General features: G+C 66.5%; 14 protein-coding genes. 9 read left to right on the top strand and 5 right to left on the bottom strand.

The window, feature by feature from the left end; all coding sequences use genetic code 11:
• Positions 1 to 178 precede the first annotated feature (178 nt).
• From KME78_RS35665 to KME78_RS35640, 6 genes are read left to right on the top strand one after another with little or no spacing between them, the layout of a single operon-like run.
• Complete coding sequence (locus tag KME78_RS35665; RefSeq protein WP_308127259.1) at positions 179 to 1,183, top strand: ABC transporter substrate-binding protein; 1,005 nt, start codon at positions 179 to 181, stop codon at positions 1,181 to 1,183.
• The gene (locus KME78_RS35660; RefSeq protein ID WP_219533838.1) at positions 1,180 to 1,992 is read left to right on the top strand and encodes an ABC transporter ATP-binding protein; all 813 of its coding nucleotides are present in this window, start codon (positions 1,180 to 1,182) and stop codon (positions 1,990 to 1,992) included. The genes KME78_RS35665 and KME78_RS35660 overlap by 4 nt, the downstream gene beginning before the upstream one ends.
• Positions 1,943 to 2,824, top strand: a complete 882-nt coding sequence (locus tag KME78_RS35655) for an ABC transporter permease (RefSeq protein ID WP_246652626.1) — start codon at positions 1,943 to 1,945, stop codon at positions 2,822 to 2,824. The genes KME78_RS35660 and KME78_RS35655 overlap by 50 nt, the downstream gene beginning before the upstream one ends.
• Positions 2,825 to 2,826: 2 nt before the next feature.
• The gene (locus KME78_RS35650; RefSeq protein WP_219533909.1) at positions 2,827 to 4,137 is read left to right on the top strand and encodes an LLM class flavin-dependent oxidoreductase; all 1,311 of its coding nucleotides are present in this window, start codon (positions 2,827 to 2,829) and stop codon (positions 4,135 to 4,137) included.
• Positions 4,134 to 4,646, top strand: coding sequence for an NADPH-dependent FMN reductase (locus KME78_RS35645; RefSeq protein WP_219533837.1), 513 nt, complete (start codon positions 4,134 to 4,136; stop codon positions 4,644 to 4,646). Before KME78_RS35650 ends, KME78_RS35645 begins: the two co-directional genes overlap by 4 nt.
• On the top strand, positions 4,643 to 5,131 hold the full coding sequence (locus tag KME78_RS35640) for a flavin reductase family protein (protein WP_219533836.1): 489 nt from the start codon (positions 4,643 to 4,645) through the stop codon (positions 5,129 to 5,131). Before KME78_RS35645 ends, KME78_RS35640 begins: the two co-directional genes overlap by 4 nt.
• A 444-nt stretch (positions 5,132 to 5,575) precedes the next feature.
• On the opposite strand, the gene KME78_RS35635 is transcribed toward KME78_RS35640, so the two are convergent.
• Positions 5,576 to 6,634: an NAD(P)H-dependent amine dehydrogenase family protein gene (locus KME78_RS35635; protein ID WP_219533835.1), complete on the bottom strand. Its 1,059-nt coding sequence runs from the start codon at positions 6,632 to 6,634 to the stop codon at positions 5,576 to 5,578.
• Between the two features lie 180 nt (positions 6,635 to 6,814).
• On the opposite strand from KME78_RS35635, the gene KME78_RS35630 reads away from it, so the two are divergent.
• Complete coding sequence (locus KME78_RS35630; protein ID WP_219533834.1) at positions 6,815 to 7,687, top strand: SDR family oxidoreductase; 873 nt, start codon at positions 6,815 to 6,817, stop codon at positions 7,685 to 7,687.
• 50 nt (positions 7,688 to 7,737) lie between these two features.
• Here KME78_RS35630 and KME78_RS35625 read toward each other — a convergent pair whose 3' ends face one another.
• Positions 7,738 to 8,997, bottom strand: coding sequence for a nucleotide sugar dehydrogenase (locus KME78_RS35625; protein WP_219533833.1), 1,260 nt, complete (start codon positions 8,995 to 8,997; stop codon positions 7,738 to 7,740).
• 615 nt (positions 8,998 to 9,612) lie between these two features.
• Between KME78_RS35625 and KME78_RS35620 the strand changes: the two genes are divergently transcribed.
• Positions 9,613 to 11,700 (top strand): DUF4082 domain-containing protein, encoded by a 2,088-nt coding sequence (locus KME78_RS35620; protein WP_219533832.1) that lies wholly within the window; start codon positions 9,613 to 9,615, stop codon positions 11,698 to 11,700.
• Positions 11,701 to 11,940: 240 nt separating this feature from the next.
• A complete protein-coding gene (locus tag KME78_RS35615; protein ID WP_219533831.1) occupies positions 11,941 to 13,005 on the top strand; it encodes an ice-binding family protein in 1,065 nt (354 codons plus the stop codon).
• Between the two features lie 619 nt (positions 13,006 to 13,624).
• On the opposite strand, the gene rfbB is transcribed toward KME78_RS35615, so the two are convergent.
• The 3 genes from rfbB to KME78_RS35600 all read right to left on the bottom strand — a co-directional run bounded on the left by rfbB (position 13,625) and on the right by KME78_RS35600 (position 16,272).
• Entirely contained in the window at positions 13,625 to 14,608 is a 984-nt protein-coding gene (gene rfbB, locus KME78_RS35610; protein WP_219533830.1) for a dTDP-glucose 4,6-dehydratase, read from the bottom strand.
• Entirely contained in the window at positions 14,605 to 15,672 is a 1,068-nt protein-coding gene (locus tag KME78_RS35605; protein ID WP_219533829.1) for a glucose-1-phosphate thymidylyltransferase, read from the bottom strand. Before KME78_RS35605 ends, rfbB begins: the two co-directional genes overlap by 4 nt.
• A 135-nt stretch (positions 15,673 to 15,807) precedes the next feature.
• Positions 15,808 to 16,272, bottom strand: coding sequence for a GtrA family protein (locus tag KME78_RS35600; protein ID WP_219533828.1), 465 nt, complete (start codon positions 16,270 to 16,272; stop codon positions 15,808 to 15,810).
• Positions 16,273 to 16,278 lie beyond the last annotated feature (6 nt).

The raw sequence follows: 16,278 nt of genomic DNA, 5'->3' as shown, positions 1-16,278 counted from the left end.
TCATAATTTCATGTAAACCAAGTAGGAAATGTTGACTTTTGGCGCGAGCCTGCGTAGCGTCGTCTGCATGAGCCCGGATCTGACCCGGCGCGCGCATGTCGACTTCTGCCGCGTCGTCAGCGCACAGTGTCACTGATCACGACTTAGTCCCCGTCCCCCCCTTATTTGAGGACATCTCGTGATCAGACCCCTTTCCCTCGTTCCCATCCTCCTTGCCGTAACGACTCTTACGGCGTGCGGCACCGCCCAGGGCTCCACCGAAACCCAGGAGCTGCGTTACCAGGGCAGTGTCGGCAACGTCACCTTCCCCGAGCTGGCCGAGGAGCTCGGCTATCTCAAACCCGTCAAGCTCAAGTGGATCGGCAACACGACCAGCGGACCACAGGACATCCAGACGGCCGCCACGGGACAGAGCGACTTCGGCGGCGCGTTCAACGGCGCCGTGGTCAAGCTCGTCGCCGCCAAGGCCCCGATCAAGGCGGTGGTCAGCTACTACGGCAGCGACCAGTACTCCTACCAGGGCTTCTTCACCCTCCAGGACAGCCCGATCCACACCGCCCGCGACCTGATCGGCAAGAAGGTCGGCATGAACACCCTGGGCGCCCACGCCGAAGCCGTGCTGAAGGAATACCTCAAGCGCGGCGGCCTGACCCCGGCCGAGATCAAGCAGGTCGAACTGGTCGCCGTGCCACCCGTCAGCACCGAGCAGTCGCTGCGCCAGAAACAGATCGACGTGGCCGTGCTCGGCGGCCTCCTGCGTGACAAGGCGCTGGCGCGCGGCGGTCTCAAGGCCCTGTTCAAGGACGTCGACCTGTTCGGCAACTTCTCGGCCGGGACGTACGTGCTCACCGACCGCTTCATCAAGCAGAACCCGAACACGGCCAGGAAGTTCGTCGAGGCCACTGCCAAGGCCATCCAGTGGACCCAGACGCACAGCCGGGACGAGGTCGTGGCCGAGTTCAAGAAGATCATCGCCAAGCGCGGCAGGAACGAGGACGCCACCGCCGTCGGCTTCTGGAAGAGCAGCGGCGTCGCCACCAAGGGCGGGGTGATCGAGCCGCAGGAGTTCCAGCGGTGGATCACCTGGCTGGAGGACGCCGGCGAGATCAAGCCCGGCCAGGTCAAGGCCCAGGACGTCTACACCAACGCCTACAACCCGTTCGCCTCGGGAGGCTCCCGATGAAGATCGAGTTCGTGTCCGTGACCAAGGAGTTCGCCGTGCGCGGCTCCGACCGGCCCTTCGCCGCCGTGTCCGACATCTCGCTGGACGTGGCGGAGGGGGAGTTCCTCACGCTCGTCGGCCCCAGCGGGTGCGGCAAGTCCACCCTCCTCGACCTGCTCACCGGCCTGACCCTGCCCACTCGCGGGGAGATCCGCATCGACGGCGTGCCCGTCACGGGTCCGGGACTCGATCGGGGCATCGTCTTCCAGCAGTACGCGCTGTTCCCCTGGCGTACCGCGGTGGCGAACGTGGAGTTCGGGCTGGAGGCCAAGGGGGTGCCGCGGCGCGAACGCCGTGAGCGCGCCCGCGGCTACCTCGACCTGGTCGGGCTGCGCGGCTTCGACGAGCGCTACCCGCACGAGCTCTCGGGCGGCATGAGGCAGCGGGTCGCCATCGCCCGCAGCCTCGCCTACGACCCGGACATCCTGCTCATGGACGAGCCCTTCGCCGCCCTGGATGCCCAGACCCGCGAGTCCCTGCAGGAAGAACTGCTCCGCATCTGGAACAAGACCGGCAAGACCATCGTGTTCATCACCCACGGCATCGACGAGGCGGTCTATCTCGGGCAGCGGGTCGCCGTCATGACGCCCAGCCCCGGCCGCATCCGGGCCGTGGTGCCGGTTTCGTTCGCCTCCCGTGAAGGGGATCTGCGGGCGGATCCGGTGTTCGGCGAGTACCGGCACGCGATCTGGACGCTGCTGCGCGAGGAGGTGAGCTCCGTTGGCCAGACCCTCACTCAGCACGGCCGGCCTCTCGGCCTCCCCGCTTGACGACGACCACCTCCACCCGTCCGCCGTCACGACCCTCACACCGGTCCCTCAGGCCCCGGCTCGACGCCGTAGCCTCTGGGGCGTCGCCCGCCGGGTGTTCAACGCGTCCGCCGCGATCATCGTGCTGGCCGCCGTCTGGGAGATCCTCCCCAGGGCCCAGGTGGTGGACCCCACCTTCCTGCCGCCGCTGAGCGACGTCCTGTCCGCCTGGTACGACCTGCTCCGAGGGGGCGAGCTGGTGGACCACGCCCAAGCCTCCCTGGCCAGGTCACTGGCGGGGTTCGGGCTGGCCATCCTGACCGCCACCCCGCTGGGCCTGCTGATCGGCTGGTATCGCCCGGTGGCCGACTTCCTGAACCCGGTCCTGGAGCTCTTCCGCAACACCGCCGCCCTGGCCCTGCTGCCGGTGTTCGTGCTGGTCCTGGGGCTGGGGGAGACGTCCAAGATCTCGATCATCCTGTACGCCTGCGCCTGGCCGATCCTGCTCAACACCATCGCGGGCGTCAAAGGCGTCGACCCGCTCCTGATCAAGTCGGCGAGGTCACTGGGGCTCGGGCCGTTCCGGTTGTTCCAGAAGGTCATCCTGCCCGCGGCGGTGCCCACCATCTTCACCGGCATCCGCCTGGCCGGGGCGTACTCGATCCTCGTGCTGGTCGCCGCCGAGATGGTCGGTGCCAAGGCGGGGCTCGGCTACCTCATCAACTACGCGCAGTTCAACTTCCGGGTGCCCGACATGTACGCGGGGATCATCACGATCTCGGTGCTCGGTCTGCTGTTCAACCTGCTCCTCGTGCGCCTGGAGCGCCGCTTCTCCACCTGGAGGACCACGTGACCATGCACCTGAACGCCTTCCTCATGGGCGTCGGACACCACGAGGCCGCGTGGCGGCACCCGCTGACCGAGCCGAGCCGCATCACCGACATCCGCCACTTCCAGGAGCTGGCCCGGATCGCCGAACGCGGCAAGCTGGACTCGGTGTTCCTCGCCGACGGCCTCGCCCTATGGGGAAATGTCCGGCACAACGCGCTGGGCGGGCTGGAGCCCCTCACCCTCCTCGCCGCCCTGGCCGCCGTCACCGACCACATCGGCCTGATCGCCACCGTGTCCACGACGTACAACGAGCCGTTCCACGTGGCGCGCAAGTTCGCCTCGCTGGACCACATCAGCGGCGGCCGGGCGGGCTGGAACATCGTCACCTCCGCCGGCGAGGCCGAGGCCCGCAACTTCGGCATCGAACGCCCGCCGCACGGCGAGCGCTACCACCGGGCCGAGGAGTTCCTGGAGGTGGCGAACGCGCTCTGGGAGAGCTGGGCGGAAGGAGCGGTCGTCGGTGACCGGCGAAGCGGCGTCTACGCCGACGTCTCGCGGATCAAGCCGATCGACCACGAGGGCACGCACTTCAAGGTGCAGGGCCCGCTGAACATCCAGCGCTCACCCCAGGGCCGCCCCCTCCTCGTCCAGGCCGGGTCGTCGGAGGACGGTAAGGAGTTCGCGGCGAGGTTCGCGGAGGCGGTGTTCACCGCGCAGCAGACCCTCGAAGACGCCCAGGAGTTCTACGCCGACCTCAAGGGCAGGCTTCCCGCGTACGGGCGGTCGCCGTACCAGCTCAAGATCCTGCCCGGCATCTCGCCCATCATCGGCTCGACCGAACGCGAGGCGCTGCGGCTGGAGAAGGAGCTGGAGGACCTGATCGTCCCGGCGTACGGGGTGCAGCAGCTCTCGAACATCCTCGGCGTGGACCTCACCGCCTACCCGTTGGACGGCCCATTGCCCGATATTCCTCCCAACCCGGACGGCCAGCAGAGCCGCATCAAGCTGATCAAGGACCTGGCGGGCCGCGGCGACCTGTCGATCCGCGAGATCATCAACAAGCTCGCCGGCGGCCGCGGCCACCGGGTCGTCGCGGGCACCCCCGAGCAGATCGCCGACCAGCTCCAGGAGTGGTACGAGAACGGCGCGGCCGACGGCTTCAACATCATGCCCCCGTACCTGCCCGGCGGCCTCGCGGACTTCGTTGACCAGGTGGTCCCCGAGCTGCAGATCCGCGGCCTGTTCCGCAAGGACTACGAGGCCCGCACGCTCCGCGACCACTACGGACTGGGAGCCGCCCCGAAGAACGTCGTGACGTCAGGAGTGTCCGCGTGAGCATCGTCACCGTCGTCGGCAACCCGCGTCCCGGGTCTCGCACGCTGGGGGCGGCGGTCGCGGCCACCGACGCCATCGCCGCCCGGCTCGGTCACACGGGCGCGAGGGACGTCATCGACCTGTCGACCCTCGCCTCGAAGCTGCTGCAGCCGGAGGCCGACGCGAGCGTGGAGTTCGCCCTCGAACTCCTCACCAGCGCCTCGGTGGCCGTCGTGGCCAGCCCCACCTACAAGGCGACTTACACGGGCCTGCTCAAGGCCTTCCTGGACCGGCTGCCCCCGAACGCCCTGGCCGGCACGGCGGCCCTGCCGATCCTCGTCATGGGCCACCCCAAGCACGCGCTGGCGGTGGAGGTCCACTTCCGCCCCCTCCTGGTGGAACTGGGCGCCTTCGTCCCCACCCCGGGCCTGGCACTGCTGGAGTCGGAACTACCAGGCGCCGAGCCCTTGGCTCAGTGGGCGGATCAGGTCGTGCCGCAGATAGCCGCCAGGGAAGGGGCCCTGAGATGACCATTTCCCTGGACACCGACCAGTTCCGCACGGCCCTGGCCCAGCACGCCGCCGGAGTGGTGATCGTGACGGCCAAGCCGGAGGGCGTCCCGGTGGGCCTCACGGCGACCTCGTTCTCCTCGGTCAGCCTCGATCCGCCGCTGGTGTCCTTCTATGTCGACCAATCGTCCACCACGTGGCCCTGGCTCCGGCTGGCCGACCATTTCGCGGTGAACGTCCTGGCCGGCCACCAGCACGACCTGGCCACCCGCTTCGCCCGCCGAGGCATCGACCGCTTCGCCACACCTACGCGGTGGCGCCCCGGGCCGCACGAGACGCCGCTGCTGGAGGACGTCTCAGCGCACCTGATCTGCATCCCGCACACCACCGTGGAAATAGGCGACCACACGCTGGTGGTCGGCCTCGTCACCGCCGCCTCCACCACGCCCGCCCGCCCGCTCCTCTATCACCGCGGCCAGTACGGGAGATTCTTGCCGCATAACTAACTCCTTCTAAAAGCAGAACTACTTTTCTTTTTACGGCCGGCAGTGGCCAGCCCCATCCGCCGCACGGGGCTGGTCTCTGTCCAGGGGCACGCTTCTCCGGTGGAGCGGGCTGGTCGCCGTGACGTGCGTATCGTTGACCAGGGCTGCCGTCACTCGTGAGCAGGTGTCTCCGGCCATTCGTGAGCAGATGGCTCCGGCTCGACAAGAGGGAGGCAGGGAGCGGCTTGTCTCGGAGGGAGGTGGGTTTTGCTTGGGGGTGGCCGTGGTCTCACCGTCTCGTCGCGGTGGCCGACCCCGCGCACCTCAGGAGCGTATCCCTGGACAGGGCCCAGCCCCGTACAGCGGGTGGGGCTGGCCCATGCAGGCCGTAAAAGAAAAAGAAAAAGAAAAAGAAGAAGAAGAAGTTGCGTGTGGCGGCATCGATCGCAAGAAAGAAAAATATCTCTATTTCGTGCGGACCCTGGCACGGGCGGTGGGGAGCGGGAGATCGAGGATGGTGCAGATGCCGGGTGGGGCGGCGCACACGGAGGGGATGGCGTTGATGGCGTGGGCGGCTGCGGCGGCGAGGCCGTGGGAGACCTCGTCGATGGCCATGGTCATGTGCGGCACCCCCTCGATGTGGATCGCGAAGCCCGGATCCGGCCAGCGCTCCACCTTTCTCGCGTCGGCCTTGTAGATCACCTCGACCGTCATGAACGGCCGCCCCCGCACCAGGCCCGAGAACACCCAGCGCGACGCGCACACCGCGCCCTCCTCGACCAGGCCGGCCGCGATCTCGAACGCCTGGCCGGCCACCTCGAACTCGTCCCGCTCCTCCACCTCGTCGAGGTGCACGTCGAGTGCGTCGGCCACGAGTTGCACGCTCTCGGCGAAGAGCGTGCGCTGGAACGTCCGGAACGGCCGGACCGCGGCCGTGTAGTCCTTGGCCGTGCGGGTGAATCCGATCAGGTCCACGACGACCTGGCGGGACGGGTGGCCGCGGAAGTCCGATGATTCGCGCACGTAGATGTGGTCGACCCGGTCGGCGAGTCCGGTCAGCGCCAGCGGCAGGAAGTCGCTCATGAAGCCCGGGTTGATGCCGGTGCCGTGGAGCGTGGTGCCGCCCTTGGCGCAGGCGGCCTCGATGCGCTCCACCACCCGCGGGCCGTATGACTTGGGGTAGACGAAGCCGGTGGTCGTGATGACGTTCTTGCCCGAGGCGAGCAGCGCGCAGATGGTCTCCAGGTCGAGGGTCCGGTCCGGGCCGAAGAAGGAGGCCGGCAGCGGCATGTGCAGGACGCAGTCGGCTTCGATGGCCATGACGCGTTCCGGGTCGTCCGTGCAGCAGACGCCCGTATAGGGCAGGCCGACCAGTTCGCCGGCGTCCTTGCCGATCTTGTCGGGGTCATAGACCAGGACCCCCGCGAGCTCCAGCCCCGGCCTGCTGAGCACGCTGCGCAGTGCGTAGCGGCCGACGGCTCCGGTGGCCCACTGAACCACGCGAATGGGCACGTTTACCGGCATGTCCGGCCTCCCAGGCCCGGTGGAGGGCGGACGGGTGCTGGAGGGCGCCGCCCGGGCGGAGCCCAGAACTCTAGCAGAAAATGAACCGTTCGATCACTATCCGCGACGATCAGTCACAGTGCAGCGGACTCGGGTTATTGTGCCATTACTAGAACGTTGTTCTCCTGCGCTGGAGGTTCGATGCTTCGGTTCGATGACAGGGTCGCGATCATTACGGGAGCCGGGCACGGTCTCGGCAGGTCGCACGCGCTGCTGCTGGCCGAGCGGGGTGCCAAGGTCGTCGTGAACGACCTGGGCGGCGCGCTCGACGGCACCGGCGCCTCCGCGGGTCCCGCCGCCGAGGTGGTCGAGCTCATCACCAAGAACGGTGGCCAGGCCATCGCCAACGCCGACAATGTGGCCACGCCGGAAGGGGCCAGGGCGATCGCGCAGGCCGCGATCGACGCCTTCGGCAAGATCGACATCGTCGTCAACAACGCGGGCATCCTGCGCGACAGGTCGTTCGGGAAGATGGCGGTCGAGGACTTCGACGGGGTGCTGGCCGTCCACGTGCGCGGCTCCTACCTGGTCTCCCAGGCCGCCTACCCGTACATGAAGGAGGCCGGCTACGGCCGCATCGTCAACACCTCCAGCCCGGCGGGCCTGTTCGGCAACTTCGGCCAGGCCAACTACTCCACCGCCAAGATGGGGCTGGTCGGCCTGACCAAGACGCTCGGCATCGAGGGCGCCCGCAACGGCATCAAGGCCAACGCCATCGCGCCGATCGCCTGGACGCGGATGACCGAGTCGCTGCTGCCTGCCGAGTTCGAGGCCAAGTTCACGCCCGAGCGGGTCAGCGCGTTGGTGGCGTACCTGGTTCACGAGTCGTGCGCGCCGAGCGGTGAGGTGTTCAGCGTCGGCGGCGGCCGGGTGGCGCGTGTGTTCGTGGCCGAGGGGCCCGGCTGGAAGTCCGACGACCTCACGCCGGAGTCGCTCGCGGACAACTGGGACGCGGTCATGGCCGAGCAGCCCTACGTGCTGTCGGCCACCGACTCGATGAAGGCCATGCTCTAAAGACGCAGGGGGGCTACCCGCTCGACCGCAGGTAGCCCCCTGAGAGTCCGTCACAGCCGTTCGACGTTGGGTCCCCGGCAGCGGTTGCGCGTGTCGAAGACGAAGGTGCTCGCCTGCTCGACCATCTCGTAGTCGAAGCAGTCGTGGTCGGTGAGGATCATCACCGCGTCCGCCTTGGCGAGCTCCTGGCGGGTGGCGTCGACGATCGCGATGCCGTGCGGCAGCAGGAAGTGGTCCACGTGTGGGTCGGCGGCGCGCACGTCCGCGCCCAGCTTGCGCAGAGTCCTGGCCACCTCGATCGCCGGGGACTCGCGGCAGTCTCCCGCGTTCTTCTTGTAGGCGAGGCCGAGCACGACCACCCGGCTGCCCTTGATCGACCTGGAGCGCTGGTTCAGCGCGAGGGCCAGCCGGTGGATGACGTGGTCCGGCATGTGGTCGTTGATGTCGTTCGCCAGCTCCACGAACCGGAAGTTGTGCCCCAGACTGCGCTTGACCTTCCACGACAGGTAGGACGGGTCGATCGGCAGGCAGTGCCCGCCGACGCCCGGACCGGGGGTGAAGCGCATGTAGCCGAACGGCTTGGTGGAAGCGGCGTCGATGGCCTCCCAGACGTCGATCCCCAACTGCCGCGCGAAGATGGCCAGCTCGTTCACCAGGGCGATGTTGATGTGCCGGAAGGTGTTCTCCAGGAGCTTGCACAGCTCGGCCACCTGGAGCGAGGAGACGGGAACGACCTCGTGCACGAGCCGCTCGTAGAAGGCCTGGACCTTCTTCAGCGAGGAGTCGTCGATGCCGGACACGACCTTCGGCGTGTTGTCGAGCCGCCAAACGGCGTTTCCCGGGTCGATGCGTTCCGGGCTGTAGCCGAGGAAGAAGTCCTCGGGTGCCTGCAGCCCGGAGCCCTCCTTCAGCAACGGCAGGAGGTACTCCTCGGTGGTGCCGGGATAGGTGGTGGACTCCAGGACCACCGTGGCGCCCGGCCGTAGCAGCGGCGCGACGGATCGGGCGGCCGAGGCGATGTGACGGAGATCGGGAACGCCCTCGCTCAACGGCGTCGGCACCGTGATCACACAGATGTCGAATCCCTTGGCGTCGGCATAATCGGTAGTGGCGAGGTAGCGGCCGCAGCGGTGCGCGGCGGTCAACTCGTCGTCGCCGATGTCCTCGACATAGGACTCGCCGGCGTTCAACCGCTTGATCCGCCACTCGTCCACGTCGATGCCCACGACGTCGAATCCCGCGCCGATCGCCCGCATCGCCAGCGGCAGGCCGACGTATCCCTGGCCGACGACCACCAGTTTCTCTCTCATGTCAGGACCCCCGTTACATCGAGATGAGACACGATCCGACTGTAGAAGTCCGGAGTTCTCATACCGCCGATTCGATGGCGATCCCCGGCGTGTCGTCTTATGGCAGGGTCCAGTATTTTCCGCGGCAAGGCCAGCGGTTTGGCAGGCATAAGGGTATTAATGGGAATATTTCCGCGTGTGGAGCCGGCCTGCCGGGAAACCGGCGGGTGGTTCGGTCGCTGGATGGATTTCGTCAATGGATGACGGCCGGGCATCATGAAGAGGCGATCCGCACGTGAGAGAGTCCTTTAAAGCCTCCAGGTAAGTATCGGAGGAGGATATTTGCGGGTAAAGAGCTGGCCAATCGGGCATTAGTCTGGGCTCTTCTTGATCTCATATGGGTTTTTCGTGTCATGCCGTTCAAGGCATGCTCCTGTCGAATGTCGTAGCGTCTTAACCGGGATCGACGACATTCGGGTCGTATCTCTTGCGGCTGGACTTATAGCCGCCTTTTATGGCAAACGCGACGAACCAGGCGAGTGTGGAACATCGCCGTATGGATCCTTGGCGAGCTGCGGGCTGCGGCGCCCAGCCGATTGCCTGAGCAGCACAAGATACAGTGAGGAGTTGTGGCGCATGTCAAAATCACATAGCGATGCGCCCGATCGAACAGCCGGCACAGCCTTCCCCGAAACTCTCAATCACGAAGCGACCAGCAAAGTCAGATGTTCCCGTTTTTCGGGAAATGCCGGTCGGTTGTGGGTGGGGGTGGCGACGGCGGTCGTGCTGGTGGCAGGCACCCTGGTAGGGCTGCCGCAGACCGCCGGCGCGACGGGGCCGGTGGATATCGGTGACGCGGCGCCGTACGGGGTCGTGGCCGGAGACGAGATCACCAACACGGATCTGACCACGGTCACCGGAGATGTCGCGGTCAGCCCCGGCAATACGCTGACCGGCTTCCCACCCGGCACCATCAACGGTGACCGGGACCTGGGCAACGCGACCGCGGCCAACGTCAAGGCCGATCTGGTGGCCGCCTACAACGACATCGCCGGGCGGACGGCCGATTTCACGGTGGCGGCGCAGCTGGGTGGCACGACCAAGGGGCCCGGCCTGTACACCTCCAACACCAACGCGTTCACGATCAGCGGCACACTCACCCTCGACGCGCAGGGGGACCCGAACGCCGTCTTCATCTTCCGGGCGAACACCCTGACCACCGCCAACGTCTCCAACATCGCCCTGGCGCGCGGTGCGCAGGCCAACAACGTCTTCTGGCAGTTCAACGACACCGTGGCGCTGGGCACCTACAGCACCTTCCGCGGCAACGTGCTGGCCCAGGACAACGTCACGGTGAACTTCGGCGCCAGCGTCAACGGCCGGATCTTCGCACTCAACGATTTCGTGCACATCACCGGCACCGACAGCGTCCCGGCCACGCGTATCACCGTGCCCAACGACCCGCCCACGACCACCACCCTGACCACCTCGGACGACCCCTCCTGGAGAGGGGAACCGGTTACCCTCACCGCCGTCGTGGCGCAGGTCAGCGGCACCGTGGTCCCCGCCGGCGAAGTGGTCTTCAAGGACGGCTCGACCATAATCGGCTCGAGCAACCAGGACGACGACGACGTGGCCAGGATCACGATCCCGAACTTCAGCGCTGGGGCACACCACCTCACCGCCGTCTACCTGGGCGGCGACGTCTTCGACCACGAGGCACTGATCCACTTCGCGCCGAGCTTTTCGCCGGAAGTGGTTCAGGACGTGTCGGACAGCCTGTGGAACAAGCAGGCCACTCCGGCCGTCCAGTCCCAACCTGATACGCAGGCGATCACGGTCGGCGTGAAGTTCCGGGCATCAGTGAGCGGGGTCGTCCACGCCGTCAGGTTCTTCAAGGGCGCCTTGAACACAGGGACTCATACCGGAAGCCTGTGGACCAGCAGTGGTCAGTTGCTCGCGAGCGGGACGTTCTCCAACGAGACTGCCTCTGGTTGGCAGCAGATGAATTTCTCGACGCCTGTCGCGATCGCCGCTAATACCACCTATGTAGCGTCGTATCACACTACGTCGGGAAATTATTCGGTAACTCGCCCGTACTTCAGCTCGGCATTCACGAACGGGCCGCTCACCGCTCTGGCGAACAGTACGGACCCGAACGGGGTGTACACCTACGGGGCGACCAGCACCTTCCCGACGAGCTCCATGCAAGCGACCAACTACTGGGTCGACGTCGTGTTCCAGCCGTCAGACAGTCTGTGGGACACGGTGGCCACTCCGGCCGTCCAGTCGCAACCTGATACGCAGGCTGTTACGGTCGGCGTGAAGTTCCGGGCATCGACGAACGGGAAAATCGTCGCTCTCAGGTTCTTCAAGGGCGCTTCGAATACGGGGACTCATACCGGAGCCCTGTGGAGCAGCGGTGGTCAGCTGCTCGCGAGCGCGACCTTCTCCAACGAGACGGCTTCTGGCTGGCAGCAGGTGAACTTCCTGACGCCTGTCTCTATAACCGCCAATACCACCTATATAGCGTCGTATCACACGACGTCGGGAAATTATTCGGTAACTCGCCCGTACTTCACCTCGGCATACACGAACGGGCCGCTCACCGCTCTGGCGAACGGCACGGACCCGAACGGGGTGTACACCTACGGGGCGACCAGCACCTTCCCGACAAGTTCCTACCAGTCCACCAACTACTGGATCGATCCGGTATTCGACTGACACCCGCGAGTCCGCCTCATAGCGGATCCGTGAGGTCGGGGCGACCGCCAAAGGCCCCGCTGCGCAGACGGTCTCATTGCCTGCGCGGCGGGGCCGTTTCATGTCCTCATCGTGAACGCGACACGGGCCGCGCCGCATGTCATTTCTCAGGAACCGCATCGATGCCCGCTAATGTCAAATATCCAGCGTCATATGACCGGCGGGGGATTTATCCCAGATCACAGATAAAAGGAGTTGCTCATGACTAATATCAATTTTTCCCGTCTTTGGGGGAATGCCGGTCGGTTGTGGATGGGGGTGATCGCGGCGGTCGCGCTGGTGGTAGGTGTGCTGGTGACCCTGACCGAGGGCGCGAGCGCGACGCGGCCGGTGGACATCGGTGACGCGGAGTCGTACGGGGTCGTGGCCGGGGTGTCGGTCAACAACACGAACCTGACCACGGTCACCGGAGATCTGGGGATCAGCCCCGCCAAGACGCTGACCGGCTTCCCGCCCGGCACCATCAACGGTGACAGGCAACTGGGCAACGCGACCGCGGCGGCGGTCAAGGCTGATGTGGTCGCCGCCTACAACGACATCGCCGGGCGGACCGCCGATGCCACGGTGGCGGCGCAACTGGGCGGCACGACCAAGGGGCCCGGCCTGTACGACTCCGCCGGCGGCGGGTTCGCGATCAACGGCACCCTTGTCCTCGACGCGCAGGGAGACCCGGACGCGATCTTCATCTTCCGGGCGGACACCCTGACCACCACCAGGGTCAGCAACATCAGCCTGGTGCGCGGCGCGCAGGCCGACAACGTCTTCTGGCAGCTCAGCGACACCGCGTCGCTGGGGATCTACAGCACCTTCCGCGGCAACGTGCTGGCCCAGCGCACCGTCACCGTGAACTTCGGCGCCAGCGTCGACGGCCGGATCTTCTCCCTGAACGGCTCCGTCAACACCACCGGCACCGACAGCATCCCGGCCACGCACATCGCCATCCCGAACGACCCGCCCACCGCCACCACGTTGACCAGCTCCCGCAACCCCTCCCAGAGGGGACAGCCGGTCACGTTCACCGCCACCGTGGTAGCGGTCAGTGGCCAGCTGATCCCGGCCGGCGAGGTGGTCTTCAAGGACGGCTCGACCGCTCTCGGCTCGGTGTTCCTCAACCGCACCGGTCGTGCGGTGTTCACGACGTCCAGCCTCGACCGAGGCCAGCACCGGATCGTCGCCGTCTACCTGGGTGGCGACACCTTCGACCACGAGGCAATGATCCACCACGCCCCGAGCAAATCCGACCCGGTGCTGCAAATCATCAACTGACGGGGCCTCGCGACCATCCCCCCACCCGCCTCGCCAAAAAGCAAAATCCCACCCATCCTGTACGGCAAGCACGGGAAGACCCACCCGCCGTCGCGGGTCACCGGCATTCCAGGGTCACGCTCACCGGCCGCGCCGCCACCCCACCGCGACGTGCGCACGGTCACCATCTACGTTCCCTTCCACCACCCGGAGCGCCTTCCATCACCCGGGAGCCCGGGAGCCCGGGAGCCCGGGAGCCCGGGAGCCCGGGAGCCCGGAGTGCCCCGAACGCCTGAGCCCCAACTCTCCGAGCCCCGTGAGCCTCCCCGGAGCCCCGGAGCATCCGAGCGCCCGAGTCCCCGCCTGAGCCCCCGAACGCCTGAGCCCAACTCTCCGAGCCCGTGAGCCCCCGAGTCCGTGAGTCCGGAGTCCGTGAGCCCCAGAGCCTCCGAGCGCCCGAGCGCCCGAGCGCCCGAGCCGTCGAGCGTCCGAGCACTTGGCTCCCCGGACCCTCCGAGTCCCGGTGCCCTTGAGCGCCCGAGCGCCCGAGCGCCCGAGCGCCCGAGGTCCCGGGGTCCCGGGGTTGGGTCGGGTGTTGTGGGGCCGGATCGGTGGTCGAGTTGCTGGAACGTTGGTGTGCTTACCCGATCAGAGGTGTGGCCTTCAGGGGTCGCCACCACTGCTGGTTGTCCTCGTACCAGCGCACCGTCTCCGCCAGGCCGTCCGCGAAGCCCGTCAGCGGCTCGTAGCCCAGGGCTCGGAGTTTGCCGTAGTCGACCGAATAGCGGCGGTCGTGTCCGAGTCGGTCCGGTACCTGTCTGACCATCTCCCAGCCCATCCCGAGCGTGGCCAGCAGCCACCCGGTGAGTTCCCGGTTGGTGAGTTCGGTGCCGCCGCCGATGTTGTACGTCTCTCCCGGTGAGCCTTTCTCCAGGACCAGGTGAATGCCTCGGCAGTGGTCGTCGACGTGCAGCCAGTCCCGTACGTTCAGCCCGTCGCCGTAGAGGGGGACCGGCTCGCGGTCGAGGAGGTTGGTGACGAACAGCGGGATGAGCTTCTCGGGGTGCTGGTAGGGGCCGTAGTTGTTGGAGCAGCGGGTCACCCGGACGTCGAGGCCGTACGTCTGGTGATACGCCCGGCAGAGCAGGTCGCTGCCGGCCTTGGCCGCCGAGTACGGCGAGTTCGGGAGCAGGGGCTCGGTTTCGGACCAGGATCCATCCTCGATCGACCCGTACACCTCGTCGGTGGAGACGTGCACCACCGTCCGGACGCCGGACTCCAGCGCCGTCTGCAGGAGTCTCTGGGTGCCCAGCACGTTCGTCGTCACGAAGTCGCCGGCTCCCGCGATGGACCGGTCGACGTGCGTCTCGGCCGCGAAGTTCACGATCACCTCGCACTCGGGGACGATCTCCGCGAGCAGCTGCAGGTCGGTGATGTCTCCGTGGATGAACGTGTAGCCGGGATGTCCGTCTACAGGTGCGAGATTGCCGAGATTTCCGGCATAGGTGAGCTTGTCGAGAACGGTGATGTGCACGGACTCGTAGCCCGGATACGAGCCGAGCAGCAGTGAGCGTACATAGTGCGAGCCGATGAATCCGGCGCCGCCGGTGACCAGAATTCTCATGAGCGCACCTGAATCTTGCTGTGATCGCCCACCATGAGCTCGTGGGTGTTCGGCATGCCTTCCGCCCGGTTCACTTCGACGTTGCGCCCGATCAGGGAGTGTCCGATGCGCGAGACGCCGCGGATGGATGAGCTGTCGAGCACGATGGAGTACTCGATCTCGGTGTTCGCCACCTCGCACCTCGCCCCGATGGAGGTGAAGGGGCCGACATAGGATGAGGTGATCTTGGAGTCCGCCCCGATCACGATGGGCCCGCGCAGGACGGAGTCCTCCACCACCGCGCCCCGCTCGACGACGACCCGACCGGTGATCTCACTCCGGCCGTCCACGGTGCCGCTGATGTCGGGTTCGATCTGTTCGAGGATGATCCGGTTGCATTCCAGCATGTCCTGGAGCCGCCCGGTGTCCTTCCAGTAGCCGCTGACGAAGTGGGAGTGGACGCGGTAGCCCTTGTCGATCAGCCAGGTGATGGCGTCCGTGATCTCCAGCTCGCCGCGCGCGGACGGTGTGATGCTCCGGACGGCCGCGTGGATGACGGGGGAGAAGATGTAGACGCCGACGATCGCGAGATCGCTGCGCGGGTGCTCCGGCTTCTCCTCCAGCCCGACGATCTCGCCGTCCGACCCGAGCTCGGCCACGCCGTAGAACTGGGGTTCGGCGACCTTGGTGAGCAGAATCTGCGCGTCATGGTCGGCCGCGCGGAACGCGTCGACCAGGCTGGTGATGCCACCCACCAGGAAGTTGTCGCCGAGGTACATCACGAACGGCTCGTCGGCGAGGAACTCTTCGGCGATCAGGACGCAGTGAGCCAGGCCCAAGGGGGCCTGCTGGGGGATGTAGGTGATGTCGAGGCCGAACTTGGCGCCGTCCCCGACGGCCTCGCGCACCTCGTGGGCCGTGTCGCCGACGATGATGCCCACGCTGGTGATGCCCGCGTCTCGCAGCGCTTCGAGTCCGTAGAAGAGGACCGGTTTGTTGGCCACGGGGACCAGCTGTTTCGCTGAGGTATGGGTGAGCGGGCGCAGCCTCGTCCCCTTGCCACCCGCTAGAACGAGAGCCTTCATCCGCTTGCTGAGTCCTTCCGCGAAGAGGACGTGGCCGCAACGGCCGCCTGTCCGCTGGAGTTTATGCCGGGTCGCGACCAGGGGAACTTCGTGGTTCCGCGCTCTTGTCGAAGAAAACCCGGCACGTTGCCGAGACTAGATGGTTCCGCGATCGCGAAAAGTCCATGTTCGGTGTATTAGATAGCTCAGGGGTGGACTTATGACTATTATCAGCCCCTGTGCGATCATGATGGGAATTCCGGCGACGCTCACGAGGATCGGCAGGCTGATGAGGGACGCCCCGAGGAAGCTCAGGCCGACCACATAGAATCGCAGGTATCCCCGCAACCAGGAATCGCCGGAGGTCCGGAACACCACCAGCCGATACCACGGGTACACGATCACCACGGTCACGAAGTGGCTGGTCACGACCAGGACAAGATAGGGCACGGCATCCTCGGCGGCCAGCAATGCTAGGCCAAGGAGACAGTAATAGACAACTGCCGTCATGGCGCCGGCCATTAGGTATGTGATGCGGTTTCCAGCAAAAGTGGAGATCAGAGCCCGCCACCAGAAATGCGGTTTCTTGTCGCTTTTGGCGTGGCTCTTCACGTCAACCATGTCGCC

Origin of the sequence: Nonomuraea guangzhouensis (assembly GCF_019396345.1) — a bacterium.
In the GTDB taxonomy this organism is placed as follows: domain Bacteria; phylum Actinomycetota; class Actinomycetes; order Streptosporangiales; family Streptosporangiaceae; genus Nonomuraea; species Nonomuraea guangzhouensis.
Note: the sequence above shows the minus strand (reverse complement) of the source record. Positions and strands in the feature narration are given on the sequence as shown.